This window comes from Pseudoalteromonas sp. 1_2015MBL_MicDiv (assembly GCF_002407505.1).
Classification (GTDB): Bacteria; Pseudomonadota; Gammaproteobacteria; order Enterobacterales; family Alteromonadaceae; genus Pseudoalteromonas; species Pseudoalteromonas fuliginea.
Genome location: NZ_CP012738.1, coordinates 148,849 through 172,878 on the forward strand (window position 1 = coordinate 148,849; position 24,030 = coordinate 172,878).

Consider the following 24,030-nt stretch of genomic DNA (forward strand, 5'->3'; position numbering starts at 1 on the left):
CGGTTATTTATGCGTTATTCATAGTAATTTGAAACTAAAACCAAAAGCGCGATGTAAAATCGCACTTACGTTTTTATCGCAGGCAGATCATTCTTTGGTTTGCATTTTTTTAGCGCGTTCTTCTGCGTCAATGAGTGCTTGTGATTTAGGTGCGCGTTTTTTTTCTTCTATAGTTGGCTTTTCTGCCGAATTTGGATCCCAGCTTTCATCAAGCGATAAGTTTGCAAATGGATTGCTGCTTGCTTTGTTTACTGTTTCTTTTTTTTCAGCTGCACTCTTTGTTGTTTCATGCTCTGCGTTTATAGGCCTTGGTGCTGCTTTAGGCATTACTTTTTCGCCTGGTAGCGGAGCATTTGGATCGAAGGTGCGTATTTCTGGTTCTTTAAAATTGTGCGCGGAACTAAAGTTGGTAAACTCTGGGGTCGCTACTTTTTTAGGTGTATGTAAATCGTCAGTAGTTTCGCTAGGTTTTAACGGTTCTGGGCTTGCGATAACCGGTTTTATCTCATTATTTATGAGTGTATTACTGTGCACGGTTGCAGAAGATTGTGTTGTTTGTTTAGGTTGTTTTTTTATAGGCTGGGCATGGGGGTCAAGTTCTTGTACTTGTGGCTCAGTGAAGCGATTGGCCTTGTTAACTTGCGCTTCAGTGGTTTTAGCGGCTGCTGCAAATTCGGTGTAGTTTGGTTCTGATTTTGGTTTTATTTCAGTAAACGTTGCTTCGTTTGTTTGCGCTAATGTTGTAGGCAAGACTTCGTCAATATTGTTGTGGTCGGCGTTTATTTTTTGTGTTTTATTGGCTTTTAATTGTGGCTGGTTGCTCTTTATTGTTTTATTTTCATCTATTATTTCAGGCGCATTGATTGGTGTTTGCTTGGTTGGCGCATCTTTCGTAGTTACGTTTAATGGTGGGGCTATTTTTTGTGATTTAAGTACCTGTGTTTCAGCTACCACAGGTGCAATAATTTCGGTTTTACTTTGTTTAGTGCGACGTAAACGTATTAATACCATCACAGCAATAAGTATTACTATTACAAATAATAAGCTAGGTAAAAGCAGCGAACTTTGATCTATTGGTACAGGTACAATAACCGGTGCTGGTTTTGCTACGGGAGCAGTTATATTTGCTGGTGTTTTAACCTTTACAGGTACACTGCTTTTTAGTGGCTGTGTACTTTGTTGATCAATAACTGATTTGGCTTGAGGCTCTGCATTTATTATTACTTCATTATTAATATTTGGCTGTTCAATCGTGTTTTGTTTTTGCTCATTTTCAATACTAACAGGCAGTGGCGTTTGTAGTGTTGCTGGATTTTGTGGCGTGTTAAGTGTTGGCTCCACAACTTGAGATTGCACTGGTGTTATAACCGGAGCTGTTTCTATTGGCGGCTTTGGGTATGTTTGGGCTTGTTTGGGTTTGTTACAGTTATTGTTGTAGTCGCGTATTGCGTTTCTGTATTTTCGACTTGTTTTATCACCACTATTTTGCTGTATTTCTTGTTTTATAAGTATGCACATGGCTTCGTTATATGCTGCGCTGTTAACGCTATAAAATAGGGCAAAACAAAAGGTAAGGCGTGTTAGTAAAGTGATCATAAAGGTAAATAGCGCTTAAACATTAATAGTTCGATTTTAAGCGCAAAACTAAAATTTATCTAGGGGCTGGTTATCTTTCGAGGTTGTATGTCTGGTATTTAGGCAAGGCAGAGTCTATGCAGTGTGGTTGCTCCCCATAAATAGGCAATAACACAGCATAAATGCCAAACATGCGCTGCCCCTAAATTGAATAAATTTTAATCCTGAAAGGCGACAGAGCCTAAAACTTACCGCGTTATTAGTCTATTACCATTAAGCTACGATACTCGTCGTAGGCAAATTGGTCGGTCATGCCGCTTATGTAATCTTGAATCAATCTACAACGGTAATAAAACTCGTATGCGGCAAAGTGATTAGGTTCCTCTTGCATGGCGTTAATGGCATGTGAGTAGCTGTTTAAGTGCTTTTTAGATAGTTTTTTAACTAATCTTGACTCGATTAACAATCGTGAATCGCCATTGAGCGCACGTTTAAAATCGTCGCTATTTAATAATAGTAATGGTTTATAGCAATCAAGTAGGCCGTTAATGATTCTATAGCCTTGCAGTTCGAGCTTTTCGACTTCTTTGTTTGAAAACACATATTTAAGCGCTACATTTTTTAATGCTTTGGTAACAGCATGCAGGTGGCTTCTGTCCTCTAAAAGGGCATGATTAAAGTCGCCATGATAAATCGGCTCTATGTTTTCGATAAAGCGTTTTGCCGCATGACTCACCAGCGGGTGCAGGAGTGAAACGCGCAAGTATATAAAAAATTCACTGTTAAAGTTATATGGTTGTGCTTTGGCGCGTTCGAGTGCGTAGTCTACGGCTTTATCTACAAAATCTAGGTGTTCAGAATCGTCAATGGTGAGATTTATAAGTGCTTTTTTATAGTGACTTTTAAGCTGAATGCATAATAGCTCAGTGCTTATAATATCTTTTTCTACAGCGTCTTCAATGTCGGCAAGACAATATGAAATATCATCAGCAGCTTCCATTATATAACTGGCAGGATGACGGCAATAAGGCTCTATGGTTAATTCCTTTTGTAGTGTTTCTACGAAGCTTTTTTCGCTGTAGTAATACCCAACTTTTTTCATTAAGTAGTTTTTATTTTGTGGTATGTCTTTTGTATCAAGGCCTGCTGGGCGGGTGTACTTTAAAATCCCCGCACTTTGACTGTAGGTTAGATTGAGTGTTTGCAAAGAGTGAATAATACGTATGCCTTGCGCATTACCTTCAAAGTTACAAATATCCAGTGCAAGGTGTTTAAAAACAACGGCAATGCCTGTATTTGGCTCTTTACAACGTTCGGGTGTAACGCTTAGCAAATTATTATTAAACCAATGATTTATAGCTGCTTCGCCAAAATGTCCAAATGGCGGATTGCCTATGTCGTGCATGAGGCAGGCCATTTCCACTAGGCTTTCTAGTGGGCGTTCTAGTCCTGTTAGGCCGTAGTCTTTTTGTTGTTGGTAGCTTAAATTAGCAAAAATACGCTGCACTATAAAACGACCAACTTGTTGTACTTCAAGCGAATGAGTAAGGCGCGAACGAACGGCTGCATTACGCTCAAGTGGAAATACTTGTGTTTTTTGTTGCAAACGACGAATAGCAGCACTGTTTATTATACGACCTCGGTCGCTTTCAAGCGCCATTTGCAAGTTAGATGTTGTGCGATACATGCGCGCAGGGGTTATTTTTTTACTAAAATCAATAGTCATCGTTGTCCTTTTTATTGTTGATGACTGGCAAAGTGAGTGCGCGGTGTCATTCTTTTTTAATATACTTACGTTAATATATACACCTAGATGAGTTAGGTACAGGCGCTTGTATCATTTGCGGGCAGTCAATTGTATTATCAAATCATTATTTTCAGTATTTAGCGCACTTTTAACTAGGCGGGTATTTATAATGCAGCAGTGGATCTTAAAGGTAATATCAATTTGCCTATTAACAGGAATGAGTAATGTTGCACTTGCAGCAAAAGAGCAAACGGTGGTGCTTGTATCAATTGATGGTCTGCGTTGGGATTACATTGAAAAGCACGGTGCGCCAAACTTAAAGGCAATGGCCGATCGCGGCGTTCGCGCTCAAAAGTTAATACCTGTTTATCCTACTAAAACGTTTCCTAATCATATTTCTATTATTACGGGCTTACTTCCTGTCAATCACGGTATTGTTGATAATAACTTTTGCGATAAAGCCCGCAAAAATGAGTGTTACAGTATGGGTAAAGCACTTGGCGATAGCACTTGGGTAAAAGGTATCCCTCTTTGGAATTTAGCAAAAATGCAGGGGCTTAAATCAGCAACGTACTTTTGGCCTGAGTCGGATGCGTTATTTAACGGCATGACCCCCGATTACTTTTACCATTATTCTAAATATAGCGATTACCAAAGCCGTGTAGATCAAATTATTCAGTGGTTAAGTTTACCAAAAGCACAGCGCCCGCGTTTTATTGCAAGTTACTTTTCGTTGGTTGATAGCATGGGTCATGAATTTGGGCCAGACGCACCACAAACTCGAGATGCAGTTAAACAGCTTGATGAGTTGATGGGGCAATTACAAACTCGCCTACGCAAATTAGAGCAAGACGTAAACCTAGTAATTGTATCAGATCACGGTATGACGAGCGTAAACCCAGATAAAAGTATTGATGTAACAACATTGCCTCAAGATGAAAACTTTTTAGTTAAAAATACAGGCCCTCGTTTACTTATTTATACACAACCGAATGCTAAATATGCTGATATAGCAGGCTATAAAGCGCGTTTAGAAAAAGCGGCTAAAGGACGTTATACCGTTTTAACTGATGAACAATTAGCAGGCTATCATTATAATAAAGGTACGCGTGTGGGCGATATCGTTGTACAAACCACAGCACCTGCGGTGTTTACTAATACTAAAAAGCCGATGTATTTAGGTACGCATGGCTATGCCTATACCGATGACATGGCTGCTACGTTTATAGCTAGTGGCCCTGCTTTTAAAGAAGGAATTAGCTTAGATAAAGTAAGTAATCTTGATATTTACCCTGTGCTTGCAAAAGTAATGGGTCTTAAATTATTAAGCAAAGTTGATGGTGACGGTAAAACGTTAATGCCCGCTATAAAGCAAAAAATGGTTGTACATTAAGCTTTACCAAAAAAGAGCGCTAAGCGCTCTTGGGGGAAGGTTATAATGTTTATTTTTTAAAAGTGGGTAATGGATAACCCACTTTTATAAGCATTTATTTAAAATTGGCAATGCTTGTTTTAGTTGCTGTTACAGTGCGAATAGCATACGACTGGTTAGTTACACCAAATGGTATGTTATTTACACTCCAATTAGGATTAGAGAAGTAGTCGTATTGTGTTGCACTTCCATATACATGTGGATAGGCCATAATACTTGCAAACTCATTTTGTACACCGTGACCCATACCGTCAGTGTATACACCACCAGAAGTATCACCCTGTTTACGTGAATGTGCTAAGCCTTGGTTATGGCCAAGTTCATGTACAAACGTAGTTGCACCACAATCAATAGCTGTAATTGAATACATGCGGTCGCTCATTGAGTTGTATAGGTTGCCGTTAGTACCTTGTCCAACCCATGCTAAACCACATGAAATAAGTCCATTTCCAGCACTTTCGCCAGTACCTAGTACGGCAATCATATCGGCTTTCCAATCGCTGCGTAAACCATCTACATAGCTGCTTTCGGTTACCGAATCAAGCCACTGCTCTGATGGTGTAATGGCATAGTCACCTAGGTTTTGTGTACCCGCTAAACGCAGCGTAATACCTACACCATTTTGGCTATAAACCTGATTTGTGAAGGCAATTAGCTGATTGATTTTAGTGTTGATATTACTAGTAGCCGCTGCTGACTGATCTGTATATAAAATACCGATATCAATAGTCTCTGCTTGTGCAACACTTGCTACACATAGTGCTGCTGCAACAGCGGTTGTAGTGATTACTTTTTTCATTATTGTATTTCCTTACTCTTAGTGCGGTTGATTTTTGGTGTTTAAAATATTGTCGCAACGGGTGCGCTCAAATTTTTAATTTGGTTAATTAGCCATCTATTTTTGGTGCAAATATGTCTACACCTTTTTCAATTTTAGGTTTAGGTGCCGTTACGTCATGCTCTATATGATTTTTATATAAATCACGTTTTGCAGCTATCCAGCCATACTTACCTTTACTTTCAAATACGTAATTCCCCGAAGGTGCCGTAAATTGCCCGTATACGGCGTCTTTTCCTACGGTTAATACTGTGTTGTGCATTGCGCCATCTACGCCAACTACGCGGCCAAATATACTTTTATCACCGTTGCTTGATTCAATAACATTAGTGATCTCAGCTGTGAACGTTTCGGCTGTTTGAGGAATTGCTAAGTCGAAGTTTTCGCCCGCTTTTAATGCCTGCAATGAAGCTAAGTCAAATTCAATGTAAGCTTCATTATGTAAGTCAGTTGGTAACACTTTTGCATTTATAAGTACTTGTTTTGCTTTATTTGAGATGCGGTTTACAGCATCGAATTCATTAAATGTCATATTTTGTTTTGGGGCTGAAACCGCTTTGACATTAATAGGATCTTTACTCATATCAATAGGGGCTGGCGCATGTGTATTTTGTGTACGAAGAGTACTAACCGGCACTAAGTCAATTGCTACAGGTGCAATTGGTTCTGCAGTGTGGTCGGTATGAATAAATAGTTCATAAAGTGCAAATGCCGACAAGGGAATGGCAATAATTAAGGCTGCAACTTTTTTCATCTGTTTCTCTTTTGGTGTTTTAAGTTAACTATTTGTTACGTTTTATAGCATAAATTAGATTAGATCAAGCGAATAAATGTAATCAAAAAGTGTTAAGCACTTTATTTTTAAATCCCTTATTAAACTTATGGTTATTTTTTATAGGTACAAATGTTGAGTGGTTATGTACTGGTTTTGTCAGTGTTTTAGCGGGCTTTAGATTGTTTGTGATAACTTTTTTATTCTGTTTAATACAATAGTTTTATGTTGGTTTGGTCATTAATTTAGGTAAAAAATAAAAATGAATTTATTTCACTTTTTGTAGCGTAATAGTTAATTGCAAAGAAAATATTAGCCACGTATGTTGTGTACATAAAAATAAATATTAGAGGGATTTATGGCGGTTTCTGATCAGTTGCTTAATCGAATTACAGCAGGACTCGTAGCGGTTATTATTGGTTTTTCGAGTTCAATTGCGTTGATTTATCAAGTCGTAATTACCCTAGGGGGCACTCCTGATTTAGTTGCCAGCTGGATTTTAATGCTTGGTTTGGTTATGGGGCTTAGTTCCATTGGTTTATCGTATTATTATAAAGTGCCGGTATTAATTGCATGGTCTACTACTGGGGCTGCATTACTTATTTCAAGCGCTCAAGGGTATAACTTGAACGAAGCGATTGGTGCATTTATGTTATCGGCGTTGTTAGTTTTTTTGTCAGGCATAACGGGCTGGTTTGAAAAAATAATGAACCGTATTCCCAGTGAACTAGCATGTGCCATGCTTGCTGGTGTACTTGTTACGTTTGGCATTGACGTGTTTAATTTTATGAACGACATGCCTTTAGTGATTGGCTTAATGGTACTTATGTACTTTGTAGGTAAGCGATTTTTTGCCCGCTTTGCAATGCTTAGTGTACTTATTGTGGGTGTGTTACTGGCGTGGAGTATGGGAAATATTGATACGACTGCATTGCATTGGAAAATGAGCCAATTTACTTACACCGCTCCCATGTTTAACTTACAAGCATGTATTAGCATTGGTTTACCACTTTATATTGTCACCATGACGTCGCAAAATTTGCCCGGTATAGCCGTCCTCAAAGCACATAATTATAAAGCACCTATTTCTGCATCACTTAATGTGACAGGCTTCATTAATATTATAACTGCACCATTTGGGGCATATTCTATAAATTTAGCTGCAATAACCGCCGCTATTTGCATGAGCGAAGAAGCGGATAAAAACCCTGATAAGCGTTATTGGGCAAGTATTGCTGGTGGTGTTTTTTATATAATAATGGCGTTATGTGCAGCAACGTTAGTTGGGCTAGTTGCAACTTTACCACAAGCACTTATTTTGGCACTTGCAGGTATTGCACTGTTTGGCACTATTGCGAATAGTTTGCAGCAAGCATTGAATGGCTCGCAATATACTGAAGCTGCCATTGTAACATTTTTAGTTACAGCGTCAGATTTAACGCTGCTCTCGGTCGGATCTGCTTTTTGGGGAATTATCGCAGGTGTGTGCACGGTAATGATTACCCGAAAGGATTGAGTTAATACTTAATTGTTGTAGGTGAGGTTTTATACCTCGCTAATTTTTAAGTTTTTACAAGCGCGAAGTAAATTCGCACCTACAAGTTGGGTGCTTAATTGTTGTAGGTGAGGTTTTACACCTCGCTAATTTTTAAGCTTTTACATGCGCGAAGTAAATTCGCACCTACAAGTTGGGTGCTTAATTGTTGTAGGTGAGGTTTTATACCTCACTAATTTTTAAATTTTTACGAGCGCGAAGTAAATTCGCACCTACAAGTTGGGTGCTTAATTGTTGCAGGTGAGGTTTTATACCTCGCTAATTTTTAACTTTTTACAAGCGCGAAGTAAATTTGCACCTATAAGTTGGGTGCTTAATTGTTGTAGGTGAGGTTTTATAAAATAAAAAGCGGTGTTAATGCTAACACCGCTTAAAAGTCACTATTTACGCGCAGTTATGAACGTTTATAACATCGGTTTTAGTACATCATATATGGCTTCAATGTGGTCGTCCCGGTCATTGAGTGCCGCAATGTAACGGTATTTTTCGCCACCAGCCTCTTCAAAAATTTCACGATTTTCGCCTTCAAGTTCTTCAAGTGTTTCGAGGCAGTCAGCACTAAAAGCAGGGCTTATAATCGCTATGTCTTTAATCCCCTCACTTGGTAGGCTTTGAAGTGTTGCATCGGTATAAGGTTTTAACCATTCAGCTTTGCCAAAGCGGCTCTGAAACGTACTAATTACTTTATCTTTATCCAAGCCTAACTTTTCTACTACTAAGCGGGTCGTTTGTAAACACAAACAATGATACGGATCGCCTCGTTCTAAGAATAGTTTAGGCATGCCGTGGTACGAAAAAACCAATTTTTGTGGCACGCCGTTGGCTTCTAAATCTTCACTGATGCTGTTTGCAAGCGATTCAATATAGCGTGTATTTTTATGATAGCCGTTTATAAAATGTAGCTCTGGTACCCAGCGCCATTTACGGAGTACGTTTGATACAGCATCAAACGTAGAACCCGTAGTTGGGCTCGAATATTGTGGATACATTGGCATTATAACAATACGTGTTAACCCCTTTTCACGTAAGGCTTCAAGGCCAGCTTCAATAGATGGATTGCCGTAGCGCATTGCCATAACAACTTCGGTATTGGTGTAGCCTTTTTCTTTTAGTAGGGTATTTAACTTAATACTTTGCTGGCGTGTAATATGGGTTAGTGGTGATCCGTTTTCGGTCCATATACTTTCATATAATTTGGCTGAACGCTTAGGGCGGACTCGTAAAATAATACCATGCAAAATAATCATCCATATTAGGCGTGGTATTTCTACAATACGGGGGTCTGATAAAAACTCTCGTAAGTAAATACGCAGTGCTGCAGCCGTCGGCGCATCAGGACTACCTAAGTTGGTAAGCAATATTCCCGTTTTTTGGTTAAAACGCTGATCGTGGGGATTGTCGGTAACGGCAGAAAATCGCGACACGGTGTGCTCCTTCAAGCAAAGTCATTAATTTATTTTAGACACATTGTAACGAAAAAAACTGCGATTTAGATCAATCATTTAGCGGTTTTAACCATTATTCTAAATGGAGTCGGCTTTTTGGCTTCAAGCTGTTGCAGTTTTTCGATTGATTTGCGGCTAAATATATGGCCTTTTGGTAATAGCATTATGCCTGTGTGGCTATGCAGAGCGTGTCCTAAAATCATGTTCTCTTTAAGTTCGCTAGCATTACAAATAAGTATTGAACCAGCTGAGCTTTTTTGCTCACGCATTTTTGTTTGACTAGCCTCAAGAGCACGTACAATTTTAGGGTGATAAAATGTACCGCTATAAAGCTTTACAGTATCGAGCGCATGTACATGGCGGTCTTGCTCATTTGCGGCATTACTTTGTTCAAAAGCATCCCAGTAATCACGCGCTAAACCCAACACCATTGCGCCAATCGGTATATCGTTGCCGGCTAAGCCTTTTGGCATGCCATTCCCGTTATAACGCTCAAACTGATGGTAAATAGCGTCAGAAACATCATGTAAATGTGTTGCTGGCATTAGCATTAATTGCGCTGTGCTTGGGTGCGTATAAAATGTTTTACGCTGCGACTCGCTTAATTTATTGACTGGTTTTTTATAAAGATCAGGATCCATGGCAAGTAACCCTATTTGCGCTAAGTAGCCAGCCATCGGCGCAAGATCGATACTTTTCTGCGATAAATTTAAATAAAGCGCTATTTGGGTGCAGGTATTGGCAATGTTTTGTGCCCTATTTCCATCGAGATAAGGGTTTGCATTTATAAAGTTATATAAAAGCTCGACGGTTGATTTATGCTCTATCTTTTCTCGTTCACTTGCTTCTTCTAATTGTTTTAAAACTTGTTTGATTTGTTTAGTTCGTTTTTCTACACGTTGTTCAAGATCATTGTTTAATTCGATAAGTTCCAAGTTTTGAGTTTTTACTTGTTCTTCAAGTATTTGATTTTGTTTTTTTAGCTGAAATTTTTCAAGGCTATTATTAATGCTGCCAAGTAGCAGATCGTTTTGCCAAGGCTTTTGGATATAACCGCTTATTTGACCTTGGTTAACTGCGGCTAAGGTCGTTTCTATGTCGGCATACCCTGTTAATAAAATACGCTGTGTGTCAGGCGCAAGCTTACGGGCTTGCTCTAAAAACTGTGCGCCATTCATTTTTGGCATGCGCATATCGCTGATGATTAAGCCAAACTCGTGGCTTTTTAAATGTGTTAAAGCTGTTTCGGGGTTACTGCACGCGATCGCCGTTAGTTTGTTTGTTTTTAGTAAACGGGTGAGTGAACGCAATACTATTTCATCATCGTCAACGCATAGTACATCAATGTGAGTCATGGCAGCTTTTTTAGCTGTGTCTGTCATAGCTTTATCCTTACAAGTCAATAATGTATTTTTTATTTAAGATTACTTTATTAAAGCGTAGCTCAAAAAATCACTCCAGTTACATAATTGTCAAAGATGATTAGGGCGCGTTGATCTTTGTGGATTAAAATTAGTCCCTAGAAAGAACCTTTCGGGCAGCGCATGTTTGGTATTTATGCTGCGTTATCGCCTACTTATGGATAATAACCACACTACATGGCCTTGCCTAAAAACCAAGCAGCCTACTGCAAATTCAAACACCAAAGAGCAACACGCCCTAAATGTTTATGCTTAAAGTTAATTGCTGAGTAGTCGGCAAGTTAAAAATGCTTGTTTACGCTATATGCTATTTTCGACGAAGAAATAAAAGTAAATAGTGCCTTAGACTAAGTTGCGAGTATTTTTTGTTCATTACCCGTCAAAACAGACAATAACCATTATAATTTACATTGTAAACAAAACGTTAAAATAAGCAGTTTGAAAATTAATACCTGTTTTGTATGTATTTAACACACTTTTAAGTGTTTTTTTCTTATGTTATAAAATATTTGCATAATTAGACCATTTTTTGTTTCTTTTTATTTGTATATGTTGCTAGGATGTTTGCACAGGCTGCTAATAAAGTGGTTTAAATAATTTATAAGAACACACAAAAAAACAGGGTCGTCACTATGTCAACATACCGTTTAAATACACTTGCTGTAGCCGTTGCTTTCGCGTTTAGCGCACCAAGCATTGTTAACGCTGAAGAAGCACCAGTGCAAGCTGCTAAAAACATAGAGCAAATATCTGTATTAGGATCGCGTGTATCTAACCGTACCTCTACAGAGTCTTCTTCTCCTATTGATTTAATTGACGCGGATGATTTAACTAAAGGTGGTTTTACCGAATTAGGCCAAAGCCTTCAAGCGACAGCGCCTTCATTTAACTTTTCGCGTACACAAGTATCAGACGGTTCAGATTTATTTAGACCCGCAACACTTCGTGGCTTACAACCAGATCAAACCCTTGTATTAGTAAATGGTAAACGTCGTCATAACCAATCAATTTTTGGCCTTAACGGTACAGTAGGTGCAGGCGCTGCGGGTACTGATATGAATGCCATTCCGTTAACGGCGCTTAAAGGCGTTGAAGTATTACGCGACGGCGCTGCAGCGCAGTATGGCTCTGACGCGATTGCAGGTGTTATTAACTTATCTCTTAATAACTCAACCGGTATTACAACGGGTTTTGTACAATACGGCGGCACAAGTGAAGGTGACGGCGACACTATTTCAGCAGGTTTAAATCGTGGTTTTGAATTAGGTAACGAAGGCGGCTTTATTAACCTATCGCTTGAGTACCGTGATGCCGACGGCACTAACCGCGCCGAGCGCGATACGGGGGTTCGCTTAATGTTGAACCCGGTACGCTAAGTGAAGATGTACGTTGGGGCCAAGGTAACTCAGAAAGTGAATTTACGTCGTTATTTTACAACATGGCATTACCAATGGGCGACGGCGAGCTTTACTCGTTTGGTGGCTACTCTGAGCGCACTGCACTAGGTAATGGTTTTTACCGTAACTTTAACGAAGCCTCTAAAAACGTAACCCAAGTATATAGTGATGGTTTTTTACCGCGCATATATAACGAAGCACAAGATATTTCAGTCGCGCTTGGCTTTAAAGGCGATATAAACACAGACTGGACTTACGATGTATCGGCTGTTTATGGTGAAAACCAATACGATTTTACATCACGCAATACATTAAATGCTTCTTACGCGGCTGAGTATTTATTTAACAACCCAAGTGCAAGCGATGCCGATATTGCAGCAAACTCAGGCCCTACTGGCGGTTACTCAGGTGGTTTTAGATTTGATCAAACAACGGTTAACCTTGATGTAAACGGTATTGTAGATATTGGCCGTAGTGAGCCTTTATATGTAACAGTAGGCGCCGAATACCGTAAAGAAAACTACGAAATAGTGCCTGGCGATGAAGCATCATACGCGTGTGGGTTAGCAAATATGGATACTTCGTACCCATCAGTAAACGATCCGGATCAATTTGCACAGTGTGGTTTTCAGGCTTATAACGGCCTTCGCCCTGAAGCGGCTAACGACAGCGACCGTAACAGCTACGCAGTTTATGTAGACGTAGAAACTATGATCACCGACGCATGGAACGTAAGTGGTGCACTACGCTATGAAGATTTCTCAGATGCTGGGGATGATTTAATTGGTAAATTAGCAACACGTTATGAATTTTCAGATGACTTTGCAGTACGTGGTGCACTGTCTACTGGTTTTAGAGCGCCATCACTTCAACAAAGTGGTTATACAGCTTTTACAACTAACTTAGGCTCAGACGGTACCTTAACGCAGTCGTTCACGGCAAACACTGGGACCGCTTTCCCAAGTGCGTTAGGCGTCGATAGCTTAGAGCTTGAAACATCAACAAACTACAGTGCAGGTTTTGTTTACGATGTAACAAGCGAGCTTTCGTTAACGGTTGATTTTTACCGTGTAGAAATTGAAGACCGTATTACGCTTGGCAGCTTACTTTCGGCTGACGACGTATCGTTTAGCTCTGAAGCGGTTGCAGCGCTACAAGCAACGGGAGCTGTGCAAGCTAACTACTTCTCAAACTCGGTTGATTCTACTACGCAAGGTGTTGATATTATTGCATCGTACCGCACTGAAGTTGAAGGCGGCAATTTAGGAGTAACCTTTGCAGGTAACCTAAACGATACTAAAATTGACAGCGTAAATGCAGAAGACGGTATTCCTGAAGCGGTTGCTTTTGATGATTTACAACGTAGCTTTTTTACCGACGGACAACCGAGCGAACGTGCAACGCTTACGTTTGACTACGAACGCGATGCCTACACATCAACCATTCGCTTTAACTACTTTGGCGAAACAGACGTAAAATACTTTGGTAACGACCATATTTCATTACCAGGTGAGCTTTCGCCTACGGGTTCATTTAAACCAACAAGTACAGTTGAGTCTGCAGTGTTAGTTGATTTAAATGTTAGCTACCAAATTAACGACATGTTTGCGCTTTCGGTTGGTGCCGATAACGTATTTGACGAAACGCCAGATGAATTAGGTGATGACGAAGTACTTAATTTTATCACCAACGGCGCATTTAAATACCCTGTACGCGCATTGCCATACGGTTTTGACGGCAGAACGTATTATGCAAAAGTAAGCTTTAGTTTTTAATTTATAAAGTAAACTAAAGTAATATTAAGCGCAGTTATTAACTGCGCTTTTTTTATGCTTTTTGATTATAAAAAAGCACCTGTTGGGCATTAAAAATACTTGCGCGGTTGAAAATTAAGCCTACAATCGCCATCTCTTAAATAGGCCAATATAAAAGCCTCTTTATTATTTAACTTTAGTTGATAGGAAATATATGACTAAAAAATCTAAAGCAAAAACCGCAAACACCAGCGCGGTAGACACAGGACGAGGCGTTATAAACCACAATGCACTAGCAGCGTTGGTAACCTCTAAATTATTTAAACCACAAGTAGTTAAAGCTAAAAAAGGCAAAGGTTCGTTTAAACGTAGCAACAAGCATTCAGGACAAGAGTCCTATTTAATCGCGGCTTAAATAGCACCGATCAAATAGGGCTTTCGCCAGCGCAGAACTAACTCACGCGAGAAGCATCGTTTTTAATTTTAAAGTCTGTTTTCCATTTTAAATATGACGAGCTGCACTCGTTACGCTATAAGGTAATGATTGTTGAGCTGCGGTTACGATTTCTTGTAGGCGTAGAGCTTGCTCACGCGAGAAGCGCAGCTTCTAATCTAAAGTCTGTTTTTCATTTTAAATATGACGTGCTTCACTCGTTACGCCAGCAAGCTGCGCGTCTACAAGGGAATGATCATTGAGCTGCGGTTATGATTTCTTGTAGGCGTAGAGCTTGCTCACGCGAGAAGCGCAGCTTCTAATCTAAAGTCTGTTTTTCATTTAAAATATGACGAGCTGCACTCGTTACGCCAGCAAGCTGCGGGTCTACAAGGTAATGATCATTGAGCTGCGGTTACGATTTCTTGTAGGCGTAGAGCTTGCTCACGCGAGAAGCGCAGCTTCTAATCTAAAGTCTGTTTTTCATTTTAAATATGACGTGCTTCACTCGTTACGCCAGCAAGCTGCGCGTCTACAAGGGAATGATCATTGAGCTGTGGTTACGATTTTTGTAGGCGTAGAGCTTGCTCACGTTAGAAGCAAAGCTTCTCATTACTTAATATCCTAAAAACTGCGTTTTTACACGCCAGCAAGCTGCGCGTCTACAGGCTATTCCAGTCTTGTTACTTTTACTTTTATTTTTCCTGCGTTCGCACCATAAAAGCGGCTTAAGTCGTTTGCAAATGGGCAAAACTCACCAGATTTAGTAATTTTAATATCAGCGCCGTTAGCTATTTTAAATAGGTGCTCGTCGTTTTTATTAATCGCTCCTATCAACGAAAACCATTGTGCATGAGGCAATCGTCTAAATGGCTCAAGCACTGCCATTGGGATTTCTTTTACGCCAAGCTTCACATTATCGCGATGCCAACCTATTGGTGTGCACTTTATACCATCGTCAAACCAGTATTGATTTGGATATGGGGTAAAACGGTAAGTAGCGCCTTGCTCTAGCATAAGGCCAGTTGCATTGTATTGCTCACTAGCAAATACTATTACATCTTGGCTTTGGTTAACGCTCAGCACATTCATGTTTTGATTAGCCAGTTCTATATGTTGGCTTAAACCAATAAAGCTAAGCGTGGTGTTGTCGTTATAGCTAATTTTGTAATGCAGTTTTTTAAGCGATTCTGGGCGGTAACTGGTTAGCTTGTTAATACGCTCTGCAACGCTGTGATGCACTAAAGGTTTAAGATTGCTAGCTTCGTTATCTATAAGTACATAGCATTCTCTGTCTACCAGTTTAAATAAGGGGTTAAACCAAAAGTAATTTTGCTGATGGCTTAATGCGAGCGGATCAGGAATAACCGTCACATCATCTTGCGCAACTAAGTTGTTATCGGGTAGTAGTGTTGTGTAATCTATATCGCGGCTAGTTAATAACGAAATATTAAGCGGTTGCTCTATTAACCACTCAAGTGCATAACGTAAGCTAATATCGGCTAGGCCATCGCGGTAGTAACCACCGCCAATGTCTGAATGCGCGCCAGCAAACCACAGCTCGGTAATATTATTTTGATGGTTCATTAGTGTGGGTTCAAAGGCGCGGCGTTTTTCGTCAAGCGATACACAGTGCAGAGCTTGAGATACGTTTGTGGCTATGGTGTGGTTTTCAAAAATAACATGTTCAGCGCCGCGCGTTGCTTTACTTACTTTTGATAAGCCAATTGAGGCTACTGTATCAAATACACAAAGGTAGACTCGCTCACATATTAATAACTCCAAACATTTTGCAAAGCGCCTGGCAAGTGCTGCACCTCGACTAAAGCCTGCTAAAAGTAGTGAATCGCCTAGTTGGTAATGAGTTTTAAAATCGGTTAAAGCCTGATTTAAAATACTGGCTACATCGTCACCACGAGGTGCAAATGTTTGGTTTAATACACGCTTTAAGCGACTACCTTTAGTGCCTATCCCTTGATAATAAAAACTGAGTTGGTTTGACTGTGGGGTAATGGGGGAGTCTTCTAATTTACCGCCAAGCAGTAAGTGTAATTTTAGAATATTAGAAATACTGGCGTCTTCTTTAAAGTGTTCTGAGCTAAATTGCTCTGCGTCACGGGGCTCATTCCCTGTGCCATCAAAGTTGAAAATTAGCGTTTTGCCCGTCATAACCCAATTTCCTTAGTTGTTTTAAATACTCTACACAGACAATGTTAAAAATTAAAGACAGTGATAACGCTCACTGCCTTTAATTTAAATCGCCTTTAATGTAACTTCATTTTTGGGCGCACTACACGCAGTACTTTTTCGCTTATCCATAATGCAAAGGTTTTTGCACTGCCGTGAATAGCGCGTTGATGCATTCTATAAAGCGATATATACATAAAGCGGGCAATTTTACCTTCAATAAAAAAGGTATTACTGGTGAGGTTACCCATTAAATTACCCACAGTACTGTAGCTTGATAAATTAACAAGTGAGCCATGGTCGCTATACTTAAAGCCGCGTAGTGGTTGCTGTTTTAGCGTGGCGATAAGGTTTTTTTCGACGCACTGCGCCATTTGGTGCGCCGATTGTGCGCGTGGTGGTACTTGCTTACCATCTGCTTGCGTAAATGCGCAGCAATCGCCTAACACAAAAATGCTTTCATCAACGGTGCTTTGTAAAAACTCGTTTACTTGAATTTGGTTGCTGCGGGTCAACTCAAAAACACCTAAATCTTTTATAAAATCAGGCGCTTTTACGCCTGCTGCCCACACCATAATATCGGCATCAATGTGTTCTTCATCTTTGGTGATAAAGCCTTGTGCGGTGCCTTCTTTTACTTGCGTTTGCTCACGTACGTTTACGCCAAGCTTTAATAGTTCGCGTTTGGCGCTGGTGGCTATGCGCTCTGGTAATGCAGGTAGAATACGCGGGCCTGCCTCTATTAAATGTATATGTAAACGTTTAGAGGACATATTTGTTAAGCCGTATAGCTTTAATAGCTCAGACACATGGTAAAGCTCGGCAGATAGCTCAACACCGGTAGCACCGCCGCCTACAATGGCGATATTAAGCGATTGTTGTTGATTGTCGTCCTGATGAAGGCGCGTAAAGCTGTCGAGTAATGAATGCTGAAAGCGTTCTGCTTGTTGGCTTGAGTCTAAAAAGTAACAATGCTCTTTTATACCTGGGGTATTAAAGTCGTTACTTACGCTGCCAATGGCAATAACAAGGTGATCGTAGCGTACCGTGCGCCCAGGTAAAATGGTGTGGCCTAACTCGTCGTTGAGCGGGGAGAGAGTAATTGTTTTATTGCTTTGGTCTATATTGCAAAAAGTACCAAGTTGAAAACGGTAATGATGTTTTGCGGCATGGGCTGAGTACACAACGCCATCTAAATCGGGGTCAATAGAGCCTGTCGCTACTTCGTGCAGTAACGGCTTCCATATGTGGGTACGGTTTTTGTCTATTAACAGTATATCTGCTTGGTTTTTTTTCCCTAGTTTATGCCCTAGTTGGGTTGCAAGCTCTAGCCCGCCAGCACCACCGCCAATAACGACTATTTTAGGTATTGTAATACTCATAACGTTGCCCTTAAAAATAATATACCCAAATAATCTGTATTATTTTTAGTGTTTTGAGGTTATTTGGGTATTATGAAAATTATTTTTGGCAAACGTAATAACATACTCTTTAGTGAGGTTATTTTGCGCTTAAATAAAGGATATGTCAGCAAAAAATGATGATTAAAGGCATATAAGTTATACTCACTTTTTTATCGCTTAGCTGTGCAGTTAAATCGCTGTTTGAAAAACAACGAAAAGGGTATTTATGACCACGCCATTAATTCAGTCACTTGAACAACATTTTGGTTTTAGCCAATTTAGAACAGGGCAGCAACAAACTATAGAGCAGCTTTTAAATGGTCAATCGTCGTTGGCTATATTTCCGACCGGCTCGGGTAAATCGTTGTGTTACCAACTCACTGCTTTGCACTTACCTAATTTAACCTTAGTGGTTTCGCCTTTACTTGCGTTGATGAAAGATCAAATTAGCTTTTTAAATAGCAAAGGCATTTATGCTGCCAGCCTTGATTCGAGCCAAGATCAAATGCAAAGCAGCACTGTAATGAACGACGTGCGAAACGGTAAAATTAGAGTATTAATGGTCTCGGTTGAGCGATTTAAAAACGAACGCTTTAGAGAATTTATAAGCCAAGTGGCGCTTTCGATGTTAGTGGTAGACGAAGCGCACTGTATATCAGAATGGGGCCATAACTTTAGACCCGACTACCTTAAACTGCCACGTTACCGCGAAGAGCTTAATATTCCTTTAGTGTTGTTGCTTACTGCAACGGCCACAAAAAAAGTAAAGCGCGATATGGCAGAGCGATTTGCTATATCGCCTGAGTGCATTGTACAAACGGGCTTTTACCGCGCTAATTTAGATTTAAGCGTGTTGAGTGTTAAAACAGCCGATAAAAATACCGAGCTTACCAACATTGTGCGCGCGCAAAGTGGCCCTGGTATTGTGTATGTAACGCTACAGCAAAGCGCAGAGCAAGTCGCTAATGTGCTAAGCGCGCAAGGTATTCACGCTGTTGCTTACCATGCAGGGCTTGAAGATACGCTACGCTGGCAAATTCAAGATGACTTTATGGCGGGTAAAATTAACGTAGTGGTGGCTACCATTGCCTTTGGTATGGGCGTTGATAAGTCGGACATTCGCTTTGTTATACACTATGACTTACCTAAATCGATAGAAAACTACAGCCAAGAAATTGGCCGTGCAGGGCGCGATGGCAATCCATCAAATTGCTACACCCTTGCCAATTTAGATGGGCTAAATACGGTTGAAAACTTTGTATATGGCGACACCCCAGAGCTTAGCGGTATTGAATATGTAATTAACGATATTCGCCAAAGCCACCAGCAATGGGAAATGCAAGAGTACAGCCTTTCAAGCGAAAGCAATATTAGGCAACTGGCCCTTAAAACCTTGCTAGTACAACTAGAAATGCAAGGCGCAATAACGCCACAATATGCCTACTATGCCGATTTTAAATACAAATTTTTGGTTGATAAAAACGAGCTACTAAGCCAGTTTGACCAGCAGCGCCAAGCATTTTTAACACAAATATTTAGCCATACCGATTTTAAAAAAATATGGGGTACGCTAAATTTTGACTCCCTTACACAAGCCGCGCAGGTTGATCGAAAACGTGTAGTGGCTGCTCTTGACTACCTAGCCGAAAAAAACCTAATAACGCTTGAAACTAAACGTATTACCCAAGTATACAAAGTGCATGGAGAGGTTATAAACAACCCTGAACTTGCCCAGCAACTGCACGACTACTTTAGCGATAAAGAACAGGCCGAAATTAAACGTATTGCTGCACTGGTTCGCTTTTTTGAGCTACAAAGTTGCTTAAGCTATAACTTAGCGCGCTATTTTGACGATCAAAATGCACCTGAGCAATGCGGGCATTGTAGTGTGTGTAGAGGCCATGCGGTTAAGCTTGAATACTCTATAGAGCCTGCCTATATTGACGAGCAACTTATTTATCAAAAGGTAGATGAGTTTTTAGCGCATATGGCAGGTAAGGGTAATCATAATGTGGGTATTGAAACCCAATGCCGCTTTTTAGCGGGGATGAGTGTGCCGTTATTTGCGCGTAATAAAGTGCGCCAGCTGAGTGGTTTTGCACTGTGCGAGCAGATGCGTTATAGCGAAATTAAAGCAACACTTCTTGCTAGATAGGTATTTAAATAATTACCAAACCAGAATAACGATAAAAAATGTTAAATTTTTGTTTATTTTCTCGTGGTTTAACTATACTCAACGTGGATATTTCGTTCATACATAGATGATGTGAGCATCGAGACTTCAAAATTGATTGTTTTAGATGTGTTTAAAACTGCTGCAAGAAAGAGACAAAGTGGCTCGTTTTCATCAGCAGTAATGAGTAATAGTAAAGTAACCACGTTTGGTATTGTTTTTTAAGGGGATAGAGATGAAAAAATTAGTGTTATGTGTTCTGTTTTTGTTTAGTAATGTTGCCTTTGCAGATTTTGCCATTATTGTGCATCCCTCGAATGATAGCAGCTTTGACGAGTCTGTTATTACTCGAATTTACACCGGAAAAGAAAAGTCGTTTAGTAATGGCAATACAATTATTCCTGTATCTCAAGAAGAAAAAAATACCGCTACAGAGCAGTTTAACAGCAAGTTACTCAATAAAAGCGCTTCACAGTTGAGAGCATATTGGTCAAAACTTATTTTTACAGGCAAAGGCACGCCACCTAAAGCGCTCGAAAATGACGCTGAGGTCATTAAAATGGTTGCAACTAACCCAAATACCATTGGTTTTGTTTCTACCTCTGCGGTATCGGGCGATGTTAAAGTGGTTTTAAACTTTTAATATTAAAAAACACCAAACAAGCGTGCTAAGTAATAGCACGCTTAATATTTTTAATTGGCATACCCGCTCGTTTAATTAAATGAGCTACTTTAAGATAAAAAAGTATTGTTTATAACAAGACAAAAATTTTGTTATTTAGTTTTTATCGATAATTGCTCCCTGCATTGCTCTACCTCCTGCACCCATACAGTCGTATATAAGAAATTTTAGTATCAGATTAACTAATCAAATTGATTAAGTATTATTTCGGATTAGTATTATATTTATCAACTACAATAAAATTTACTAGCACGTTTTGACCGCTCGTGTATCCTAATTGACGAGTTTCTCTTATTTAAGCCACTATGCCGCATATTGTTATCCCCGTTGAAAATATTTCTACTATCTCAGAGCCAGTTACATGTGCTAACTGCCAAGCCTGTTGTTGCCAATTAGAAGTGCGCATAGTAACCGATACCGGCGTGCCCTTTAACTATATTGAATACGACAAATGGGGGAGCGAGGTAATGAAGCGCGCAGACGATGGTTGGTGCGAAGCGCTCGATAGAAATACGCTTATGTGCTCTATTTACGAAAACCGCCCATTGGTATGCCGCGAGTTTGAAATGGCGTCGGGTGAGTGTATTACTGAGCGCGATTTAGCGGGTATATAGTGATAGCAAGTTAGTTAACTAGATTATACCTACATACAACTTATTACTACCTACAACAAAGGGGCTTAAAGCCCCTTTTTTAATTACTGTAAAACGCTAAACACTTAAACTTTAAAGTAACTAATATATTTCTTAAGTGTGTTTGAAAGGTCAGCTAATGCAACGGCTTCTTGTGCGTTACTATTAAGTGACATACTGGTTTCTTTCGACATACTGGCAATTTCTTCAACGCCGGTACTAATTTGCGCCACGGTGGCTACTTGGTTTGATGTTGCTTCAACAATTTCAAGTACGTTACTTAATGAGTCGTTAGCTTGTTGCTGTATTTGGTGTAGTAACTCGTTTGCCTCGTGAGTAAGCGTTAAGCCGTTTTCGACTTGCGGTACAGTGGTTTCCATTGCTGTTACCGATGCTTGCGTGTTTTCTTGTACTTGCAAAATCATCTTTTCAATATCGCCTGTTGCATCACCGGTACGCTGGGCAAGTTGTCTTACCTCATCAGCAACAACGGCAAACCCTCGGCCTGTTTCGCCTGCTCTTGCGGCTTCTATTGCAGCATTTAGTGCAAGCAAGTTTGTTTGATCAGAAATACCGCGTATCACACTTAAAATATCGCCAATGTGCTTTACATGTTCTTGAAGTACATTTACTTGAGTAACCGTCGCTTTTACTGTTACCGATATTTGTTCAATTTCGGCTGCTACTTTTTGCACTGCCGTACTGCCTTGCTGCGATAACTGGGCCGTAATTTTTGAATTGTCTTCAGTTTGCCTTACTGCATCGGCAACAGAGTGAATACTGCGACTCATTTCTTCTAAACTACTGACAGCAGAATTGGTATATGTCACTTGTGTATCGGCTGCGCTTAGTGCTTGTTGTGAGCCTGATGCCACACTTGCCGAATGTGTTGAGAGCTCTTTAGATGAATTAATAATGCTATCTACTATGGCTTTTAGCTTAGTTTGCATTACTCCTACTGATGCCATCATGCTGTTGGGGCAACACGAGTGTACATCGCCTCTTAAATCGCCTTGTGCGATAAGTGCAATTACTTCAGCGGCTTCTTGCGGTTCTCCACCGACTGAGTTTCTGATCAGCTGGCTAATAATATAAGCGACGCTTGCACCAATGATAATAGCGAGTGCCGTTAACGAAATCATCCATATTTTAAATGAGCTGGCTACTTCGCGGGTATCGATAGTTGTTATTTGATTTGCTTGCTCTTGCAAGTTTATAAATTGATTTATGGTATTAAGCCACTCAGTAAAAGCAGGGCGGGCATCGTTTAATAAAATATTCGAAGCCTCGTTTAAATTACCCGCATTTTTAGCGCTTATTACATTTTGTATAAAAGGGAGGGTACGTCGTTCTATTTGGTTAATTTTATTTATAAGAGAGCGCTCTGTACTCGACATATCTGTAGTTAACTCGGCCATAGCGCGGCTCGATGTTTGATAAAATGCGTCGAGTTCTTTTATATTATTAAAAACAGTATTTAAATCGCTCTGGCTTGTTATTAACACAACATCGCGAACTGCAATAGCCCTGTCGTGTACACTGCCTCTAAAATTAATAGCGTATCGCTGTTTTACCGAATTTACGTCTGTTATGTGAGTAATATTAGAGTTAATGAGGCTAACACGTGAAATTCCGATAATGGTTAAAATAAGCATCATTGATAAGATCACGCCGAAACCAGTAGCTAAGCGCATATTTATTGTCATGGTTTGTCCCAAATATGAAAAGTACTCGTTTTAAGCTTACCAGTACAATTAAGAAATTTTAGAATAATGAATGCATTATGCACCATGACTACTAGTTTTAGCACAATAATAAGTTTTTTTTGTAAAAAATATGTATATAAAATTTATGGTTAAGCTATAAAGCTAAAAAAGAGGCCTAAGGCCTCTTGAGTTTATCTATATTAAATCATTTATTAGTCGTACTTTGCTTCTAGCTCATTAGCTGTATGAAACTTTTCATGGCTTTGTAATTGCTCGTCGTATTTAACGAGGTTTTTAAAGTGCGCTAATTGGCCTGAGTTTTTAACAATTTCAACAATAAACGACATCATAAAATCAGCGCCCGTTAGGGTATCGCCCACTAAATAACGTTTACTTTCAAGGCGGTCGTTAAAGTAGCTAATTACTTTAGCTGTTTCAGCGTCGGCATAGCCTTCTAAAAACTGTGTTTTAGCGCCATCTTTTAGTACAAACATTTTAAGTAAAAGCGGTAAAATTGCTGAACTTTCTGCAAAGTGCAGCCATTGCTGGTAGTCAACATATTCAGCGGTATCTACTTTTGGAGCAAATTTACCGTTGCCGTATTTAGAAATAAGGTAGTCGGTAATAGCGCCTGATTCAGCAATAATTAAACCGCCGTCTTCAATTACCGGCGACTTACCAAGTTGATGAATATGTTTTAATTCGTCAGGGGCTAGGAAGGTGTCTTTATTGCGCTGATAAGCCACAATTTCGTAGTCAACATCTAGCTCTTCTAAAAGCCAAATTATACGTTTAGAACGGGATTTATTTAAATGGTGTAGTTTAATCATGTCAGTCCTTTTATAGCTTGTAAGGGCTTGGCCTTACAAGCCGTTTAA

Annotated in this window: 16 protein-coding genes and 1 pseudogene; 7 read left to right on the forward strand and 10 right to left on the reverse strand. The window is 39.8% G+C overall.

Translation table 11 applies throughout. The annotated features are described in order from the left end of the window. Nucleotides 1-87 precede the first annotated feature (87 nt). Nucleotides 88-1,596 carry a cell wall anchor protein gene (locus tag AOR04_RS18215; RefSeq protein WP_096794231.1) on the reverse strand — a complete coding sequence of 503 codons (1,509 nt, stop codon included), beginning with the start codon at nt 1,594-1,596 and terminating at the stop codon, nt 88-90. A gap of 238 nt (nt 1,597-1,834) precedes the next feature. Next, on the reverse strand, nt 1,835-3,301 hold the full coding sequence (dgt, locus tag AOR04_RS18225; RefSeq protein WP_096794232.1) for a dGTPase: 1,467 nt from the start codon (nt 3,299-3,301) through the stop codon (nt 1,835-1,837). Between the two features lie 190 nt (nt 3,302-3,491). Between dgt and AOR04_RS18230 the strand changes: the two genes are divergently transcribed. Further along, the gene (locus AOR04_RS18230) at nt 3,492-4,715 is read left to right on the forward strand and encodes an alkaline phosphatase family protein (protein ID WP_096794233.1); all 1,224 of its coding nucleotides are present in this window, start codon (nt 3,492-3,494) and stop codon (nt 4,713-4,715) included. A 94-nt stretch (nt 4,716-4,809) separates the two neighbouring features. Here the strand turns inward: AOR04_RS18230 and AOR04_RS18235 are convergent, their stop codons facing one another. Together AOR04_RS18235 and AOR04_RS18240 are read right to left on the reverse strand one after the other, a co-directional pair. Beyond that, nucleotides 4,810-5,553, reverse strand: coding sequence for a reprolysin-like metallopeptidase (locus tag AOR04_RS18235; RefSeq protein WP_007378991.1), 744 nt, complete (start codon nt 5,551-5,553; stop codon nt 4,810-4,812). 88 nt (nt 5,554-5,641) lie between these two features. Further along, nucleotides 5,642-6,346, reverse strand: a complete 705-nt coding sequence (locus AOR04_RS18240; RefSeq protein ID WP_096794234.1) for a hypothetical protein — start codon at nt 6,344-6,346, stop codon at nt 5,642-5,644. Between the two features lie 376 nt (nt 6,347-6,722). Here AOR04_RS18240 and AOR04_RS18245 point away from each other — a divergent pair, with 376 nt between their 5' ends. Next, nucleotides 6,723-7,880, forward strand: a complete 1,158-nt coding sequence (locus AOR04_RS18245) for a benzoate/H(+) symporter BenE family transporter (protein ID WP_096794235.1) — start codon at nt 6,723-6,725, stop codon at nt 7,878-7,880. 443 nt (nt 7,881-8,323) lie between these two features. Here the strand turns inward: AOR04_RS18245 and hemH are convergent, their stop codons facing one another. After that, nucleotides 8,324-9,343 (reverse strand): ferrochelatase, encoded by a 1,020-nt coding sequence (gene hemH / locus AOR04_RS18250; RefSeq protein WP_096794236.1) that lies wholly within the window; start codon nt 9,341-9,343, stop codon nt 8,324-8,326. A gap of 74 nt (nt 9,344-9,417) precedes the next feature. Continuing rightward, a complete protein-coding gene (locus tag AOR04_RS18255; RefSeq protein WP_007377405.1) occupies nt 9,418-10,746 on the reverse strand; it encodes an HD domain-containing phosphohydrolase in 1,329 nt (442 codons plus the stop codon). 671 nt (nt 10,747-11,417) lie between these two features. Between AOR04_RS18255 and AOR04_RS18260 the strand changes: the two are divergent. Both AOR04_RS18260 and arfA read left to right on the forward strand, forming a co-directional pair. Next, nucleotides 11,418-13,957 (forward strand): annotated as a pseudogene (locus AOR04_RS18260) (TonB-dependent receptor plug domain-containing protein). A gap of 193 nt (nt 13,958-14,150) precedes the next feature. Further along, nucleotides 14,151-14,351 (forward strand): ribosome alternative rescue factor ArfA, encoded by a 201-nt coding sequence (arfA, locus tag AOR04_RS18265; RefSeq protein ID WP_033028674.1) that lies wholly within the window; start codon nt 14,151-14,153, stop codon nt 14,349-14,351. 687 nt (nt 14,352-15,038) lie between these two features. On the opposite strand, the gene AOR04_RS18270 is transcribed toward arfA, so the two are convergent. Further along, complete coding sequence (locus AOR04_RS18270) at nt 15,039-16,538, reverse strand: phospholipase effector Tle1 domain-containing protein (RefSeq protein ID WP_096794237.1); 1,500 nt, start codon at nt 16,536-16,538, stop codon at nt 15,039-15,041. Between the two features lie 95 nt (nt 16,539-16,633). Then, the gene (locus AOR04_RS18275) at nt 16,634-17,938 is read right to left on the reverse strand and encodes an NAD(P)/FAD-dependent oxidoreductase (RefSeq protein WP_096794238.1); all 1,305 of its coding nucleotides are present in this window, start codon (nt 17,936-17,938) and stop codon (nt 16,634-16,636) included. A gap of 247 nt (nt 17,939-18,185) precedes the next feature. Between AOR04_RS18275 and AOR04_RS18280 the strand changes: the two genes are divergently transcribed. The 3 genes from AOR04_RS18280 to AOR04_RS18290 all read left to right on the forward strand — a co-directional run bounded on the left by AOR04_RS18280 (nt 18,186) and on the right by AOR04_RS18290 (nt 21,428). Continuing rightward, complete coding sequence (locus tag AOR04_RS18280; protein ID WP_096794239.1) at nt 18,186-20,114, forward strand: RecQ family ATP-dependent DNA helicase; 1,929 nt, start codon at nt 18,186-18,188, stop codon at nt 20,112-20,114. 253 nt (nt 20,115-20,367) lie between these two features. After that, nucleotides 20,368-20,775 (forward strand): phosphate ABC transporter substrate-binding protein, encoded by a 408-nt coding sequence (locus tag AOR04_RS18285; RefSeq protein WP_007377412.1) that lies wholly within the window; start codon nt 20,368-20,370, stop codon nt 20,773-20,775. A 344-nt stretch (nt 20,776-21,119) separates the two neighbouring features. Next, the gene (locus AOR04_RS18290) at nt 21,120-21,428 is read left to right on the forward strand and encodes a YkgJ family cysteine cluster protein (protein ID WP_007377413.1); all 309 of its coding nucleotides are present in this window, start codon (nt 21,120-21,122) and stop codon (nt 21,426-21,428) included. Between the two features lie 104 nt (nt 21,429-21,532). Here AOR04_RS18290 and AOR04_RS18295 read toward each other — a convergent pair whose 3' ends face one another. Both AOR04_RS18295 and AOR04_RS18300 read right to left on the reverse strand, forming a co-directional pair. Continuing rightward, nucleotides 21,533-23,152, reverse strand: a complete 1,620-nt coding sequence (locus AOR04_RS18295) for a methyl-accepting chemotaxis protein (protein ID WP_096794240.1) — start codon at nt 23,150-23,152, stop codon at nt 21,533-21,535. Between the two features lie 212 nt (nt 23,153-23,364). Further along, a complete protein-coding gene (locus AOR04_RS18300; RefSeq protein WP_096794241.1) occupies nt 23,365-23,982 on the reverse strand; it encodes a glutathione S-transferase family protein in 618 nt (205 codons plus the stop codon). Nucleotides 23,983-24,030 lie beyond the last annotated feature (48 nt).